5 protein-coding genes are annotated in these 5,378 nt (G+C 74.2%); 4 read left to right on the top strand and 1 reads right to left on the bottom strand.

The features are described from left to right. Positions 1-975: YeeE/YedE family protein (locus ACESL7_RS12615; RefSeq protein ID WP_372893668.1), on the top strand; the 975-nt coding region annotated here is incomplete at its 5' end. 42 nt (positions 976-1,017) lie between these two features. On the opposite strand, the gene ACESL7_RS12610 is transcribed toward ACESL7_RS12615, so the two are convergent. Continuing rightward, complete coding sequence (locus ACESL7_RS12610) at positions 1,018-3,216, bottom strand: primosomal protein N' (RefSeq protein WP_372893667.1); 2,199 nt, start codon at positions 3,214-3,216, stop codon at positions 1,018-1,020. A gap of 72 nt (positions 3,217-3,288) precedes the next feature. Between ACESL7_RS12610 and fsa the strand changes: the two genes are divergently transcribed. The 3 genes from fsa to ACESL7_RS12595 all read left to right on the top strand — a co-directional run. Then, positions 3,289-3,942 (top strand): fructose-6-phosphate aldolase, encoded by a 654-nt coding sequence (gene fsa, locus ACESL7_RS12605; RefSeq protein WP_372893666.1) that lies wholly within the window; start codon positions 3,289-3,291, stop codon positions 3,940-3,942. 39 nt (positions 3,943-3,981) lie between these two features. Then, positions 3,982-4,704: a DUF484 family protein gene (locus tag ACESL7_RS12600; RefSeq protein ID WP_372893665.1), complete on the top strand. Its 723-nt coding sequence runs from the start codon at positions 3,982-3,984 to the stop codon at positions 4,702-4,704. Further along, the coding region (locus tag ACESL7_RS12595; protein WP_372893669.1) for a site-specific integrase at positions 4,692-5,378 on the top strand (687 nt) is incomplete at its 3' end. The genes ACESL7_RS12600 and ACESL7_RS12595, both read left to right, overlap by 13 nt.

Genomic DNA, 5,378 nt, shown 5'->3' with positions numbered 1-5,378 from the left:
GCGGCACAGCGCTCGCGCTTCTGCCTGCGCGCGGCGACCGTGGAGTTCGCGCGCGGCGCCATGGGCGACAAGGTGGCGGTCTGGCTCCTGACCTTCTCGACCGCGCTTTTCTGGGTGCAGGCGGCCTCGCTCGCCGGGCTCATGCGGCCCGAGGACGCGCGGATGCTCGCCGTGCCCGGCAGCTGGTCCGGCGCCATCGTCGGCGGGCTGCTCTTCGGCGCGGGCATGGTGCTCGCGCGGGGCTGCTCGGGTCGGCTTCTCGTGCTGGCGGCGACGGGCAACCTGCGCTCGGTCGTCTCGGGGCTGATCTTCGCCGTGGTCGCGCAGATGAGCCTCGCAGGCTGGCTCTCGCCGCTGCGCGACCGGATCGCGGGGCTCTGGGTGACCGAGGGCGGGCAGAACGTGAACCTGCTGAACGCGACCGGAATGCCCGACTGGGGCGGCGTGGCGCTCGGCGTCGGCTTCGCCGCGCTCGCGCTGGACCTCGCGCGGCGCAACCGCATCGGGCCCGCGCGGCTGATCTTCGCCTCGGGCGTGGGATTTTCCGTCGCCGTCGGCTACTGGCTGACCTTCTCGCTCGCGCAGGTGGCCTTCGACCCGGTGACGGTCGAGAGCGTCACCTTCACCGGCCCCTCGGCGGGGACGCTGATGTTCACCATGGAGCGCAACCCGGTGCTCGGCTTCGACATCGGCCTCGTGCCCGGCGTCTTCCTCGGCGCCTTCCTCGCCGCATGGTGGGCGGGCGAGCTGAAGTTCCAGGGCTTCGAGAACGAGGTGAACATGCGCAAGGCGATGACCGGCGCGGCGATGATGGGCTTCGGCGGCATGCTCGCGGGCGGCTGCGCGATCGGCGCGGGCGTCACCGGCGGCTCGATCTTCGCCGCCACCGCCTGGACCGCGCTCTTCTGCATGTGGATCGGCGCGATGCTCACCGACCTTCTCGTGGACCAGCGGGCCGCCGCCGCGGCGGCCTGAGGGGCGGGCCGACCGTGACCGGCGGACACCGTCGCGGCACGGTCAGAAGAAGCTCTGCGGGTCGATGTCCACGGCGAGGCGGAGCGGTGCCTTCACCTCGACCTGCGCGATCCACTCGGCGAGCGCGGGCTGAAGCGGCGCCCCCTTCGCGGCCTTGACGAGCAGCCGCACCCGGTGCCGGCCGCGGATGCGCGCGATGGGCGCGGGCGCGGGGCCCCAGACCTCCGCCCCGATGCGGCGCAGCGGCCCGTCCGCGCGGGCGAGCGCCTGGCCGAGCTGAAAGACGGGCTCGGGCTCCGGCCCCGACAGGATGACCCCCGCGAGGCGGCCGTAGGGCGGCATGCCGGCCGCCTGCCGCGCCGCGGCCTCGGCCCGCCAGAACCCCTCCTCGTCGCCGGCGAGGATGGCGCGGATCACCGGGTGGTCGGGCTGATGGGTCTGCAGCATGGCGACGCCCGGCTTGCCGCTGCGCCCGGCGCGGCCCGCCACCTGCCGCATGAGCTGAAACGTGCGCTCGGCCGCGCGCAGGTCCGAGCCGTGCAGCGCGAGGTCGGCGTCGATCACGCCGACGAGCGTCAGGAGCGGGAAGTTGTGCCCCTTGGCCACCAGCTGCGTGCCGATCACGATGTCGGCGCCGCCCTCGGCGATGGCCGCGATCTCGGCCTTGAGCGCGCGGGCGGAGGCGAAGAGATCCGAACTCAGCACCGCGAGGCGCGCCTCGGGAAAGCGCGCCTGCGCCTCCTCTGCGAGGCGCTCGACGCCCGGGCCGATGGCGGCGAGGCTCTCCTCCTTGCCGCATTCGGGGCAGGCGTCGGGTTTCGGGATCGACTCCCCGCACTGGTGGCAGACGAGGCGCTTCAGGAAGCGGTGCTCGACGAGCCGCGCGTCGCAGTCGGGACAGCCGATCTGGTGCCCGCAGGCCCGGCAGAGGGTGACCGGCGCATAGCCCCGCCGGTTGATGAAAAGGAGCGCCTGTTCGCCCGCGGCGATGCGCGTCTCCACCCCGCGCGCCAGCGTCTCGGAGATCCAGCGCCCGGCGGGCAGCCCCTCGGCGCGCATGTCGATCGCGCGCATCTCGGGCAGCACCGCGCCGAAGCGCGCGGCGAGCTCGAGCCGGCGATACTTGCCCGCCTCGACGTTCGCCCATGTCTCGAGCGAGGGCGTGGCCGAGGCGAGCACCACCTGCGCGCCCGCGTGCGCGGCGCGCAGGACGCTCATGTCGCGGGCGTTGTAGAGCACGCCCTCCTCCTGCTTGTAGGAGCTGTCGTGCTCCTCGTCGACGATGACGAGGCCGAGGTCGGCGAAGGGCAGGAAGAGCGCCGAGCGCGCGCCCACCACCATCTGCGCGCCGCCCTCGCCCGCCATGCGCCAGACGCGGCGGCGCTCGGTCATGGTCAGGCCGGAGTGCCACTCGGCCGGGCGCGCGCCGAAGCGCGCCTCGACCCGGTCGAGGAACTCCGCCGTCAGGGCGATCTCGGGCAGGAGGACGAGCGCCTGCCGGCCGCGCGCCAGACATTCCGCGACAGCCTCCAGGTAGACCTCCGTCTTGCCGGAGCCGGTGACGCCCTTGAGGAGCGTGGTGGCGTAGCCGCCCGACGCCATGCCCGCGCGGAGCTCCGCCGCCGCCGACGCCTGATCGGCGCTGAGCGGCTTGCCGCGGGCCTCCGGATCGAGGCGGGGAAAGGGCGCGTCGCGCGGCGTCGCGATCTCGGCCACCGCGCCCTGCGCGGCAAGGCCCTTGACGACGGAGGCCGACGCGCCCGCCGCCTCCGTGAGCTCGGCCAGCGTCAGGCCGGAGGTGGCCGCCTCCAGCGCGTCGAGCACGCGGGCGCGCGCATCGGTCAGCCGTGTCGGCGCGCGCTCTCCGGGGACATAGAGCCGGCGCATCGCCGGCGGATCGCCGAGGCCCGGCGCGCGGGTCGCCAGCCGCAGCATCGCCGGCAGCGGCGTCAGCGTGTAGTCCGCCGCGCGCTCCAGAAAGGCGCGGAGCTCGGGGCGCATCGGCGCGGCGTCGAGCACGCGCAGCACCGCGCGGAGCTTCGTCGCCGCCACCTCGCCGGTGCCGGCGCCCCAGACCACGCCGAGCACCTTGCGCGGCCCGAGCGGCACCTCCACGAAGGCGCCCGCCCGCACGCCGCCCGCCGGCGCGCGGTAGTCGAGCGGCCGCCCGAGCGGCTGCGTCGTCAGCACGGCGATGCGCGCGCCCTCGGGGAAGGCGTCGGGGATCGGGGCTTTGCTCATGGCCGCAACCGGAGTAAAGGCGAGCGCGACAGAGGCCAAGCCGCAACCGCGCCGCAGCGAAAGAGACACCCCATGAAATTCTTCGTCGACACCGCAGACATCGACGCCATCCGCGACCTTCACGCCCTCGGGGTGGTGGACGGCGTGACCACCAATCCCTCGCTCATCATGAAGGCGGGCCGCGACATCCGCGAGGTCACCGCCGAGATCTGCGCCCTCGTCGACGGCCCCGTCAGCGCCGAGACGGTCGCCACCGACGCCGAGGGCATGATCGCCGAGGGCCGCGAACTCGCCACCATCGCCGGGAACATCGCGATCAAGGTGCCGCTCACCTGGGAGGGGCTGAAGGCCTGCAAGACGCTCTCGGGCGAAGGCCGGATGGTCAACGTCACGCTCTGCTTCTCGGCCGCGCAGGCGCTGCTCGCCGCCAAGGCGGGCGCGAGCTTCATCTCGCCCTTCATCGGCCGTCTCGACGACATCAACCTCGACGGGCTGCAGCTGATCTCGGACATCCGCGAGATCTACGACATGCACGGCTACGAGACCGAGGTGCTCGCCGCCTCCATCCGCTCGGTCAACCACATGACCGAATGCGCGAAGATCGGCGCCGACGTGGCCACCGCGCCGCCGGCGGTGATCCGGGCCATGGCGGCGCATCCGCTCACCGACAAGGGCCTCGCCACCTTCCTGGCGGATTGGGAGAAAACGGGGCAGAAAATCCTCTGACCGCGTGCTATCGTCGCGCGAAACGACCAAGAGGCCGGCATGAGCAGCACAGCGAGTCCCGCCCAGATCGAGCCGTCGCTGCGCGCGCGGCTGATCGAGGCGCCCGAGACGATCCTGGAGGACGCGGAGGTGATGCGCGCCATCGTCGCCGCCAACGAACGCGCGATGGGCGCCAATATCGTGGACCTGCGCGGTATCGCGATGGAGCGGCTCGAGGCGCGGCTCGACCGGCTGGAAGAGACGCACCGCAGCGTGATCGCGGCGGCCTACGAGAACCTCGCCGGGACGAACCAGATCCACCGCGCGGTCCTGCGGATGCTCGACCCGGTGGACTTCGAGAGCTTCCTCGCCGATCTGGAGGGCGAGGTGGCCGCGATCCTGCGGGTTGACGCGATCCGGCTGGTGCTCGAATCCGCGCAGGCGGAGGCCGACCCGGCGCTCGCCCGGCTCGGCGCGGTCCTGCAGGTGGCCGAGCCGGGCTTCGCGCGGCGCCACGTCGCCGCCCGCGGCGGCACCGAGGGGGCGCCCCGCCCCGTCACGCTGCGCCAGATCGACAGCGGCGCGGGCTGGCTCTACGGCGCGCGCGCGCCCGACCTGCGCTCGGAAGCCTGCCTCCGGCTCGATCTCGGCGAGGGCCGGCTGCCGGGGATGCTGCTCCTCGGCGCCGAGGACCCGCACCAGTTCAGCCCGCAGCACGGGACCGATCTGCTCGCCTTCTTCGCTGGCGTCTTCGAGCGCTCGATGCGGCGCTGGCTGGCGTGATCGCGCCGGGCGCGGCGGAAGCGCTCGAGGACTGGCTCGCGGCGCGGCGCGCGCTGACGGGCGCCGCGGCCAACACCGAGGACGCCTATCGCCGGGACGTCGGCGGCTTTCTCGCCTTCCTCGCCGGGCACCACGGCGGCCCGCAGGGCCGCGCCGCGCTGGCGCGCGCGGGGCTTTCGGACATCCGGGCGTGGCTCGCCGCGGGGCGCGCGGCGGGCGCCGGGCCGCGCACGCTGGCCCGCCGCCTCTCGGCGGTGAAGAGCTTCTACCGCTGGCTCGCCGAGACCGACGGCTTCGACGCCTCCGCGATCCTCGCCGCGCGCGCCCCGAAACACCCCCGCCGCCTGCCCCGGCCGCTCGCCGAGGACGCCGCGCGCGAGATGCTCGGGACCGTGGGCCACCAGCACCCAGAGCCCTGGATCGCGGCGCGCGACACGGCCGTCGTGACGCTCCTCTACGGCTGCGGGCTGCGCATCTCGGAGGCGCTGGGGCTCACCGGGCGCGACTGGCCCTTCGGCGAGAGCCTGCGGATCGCGGGCAAGGGTGGCAAGACGCGCCTCGTGCCGCTGATCCCTGCGGCGACGGAGGCGGTGGACGCCTACCTCGCCCTCTGCCCCCATCCGCGCGCGGGCGAAGCGCCCCTCTTCCGCGGTGCGCGCGGCGGGCCGCTCAAC

Origin of the sequence: Rhodosalinus sp., from assembly GCF_041685465.1 — a bacterium.
Classification (GTDB): Bacteria; Pseudomonadota; Alphaproteobacteria; order Rhodobacterales; family Rhodobacteraceae; genus Rhodosalinus.
The sequence above is the reverse complement of the archived record's forward strand: the minus strand, read 5'-3'. Positions and strand labels throughout refer to the sequence as shown.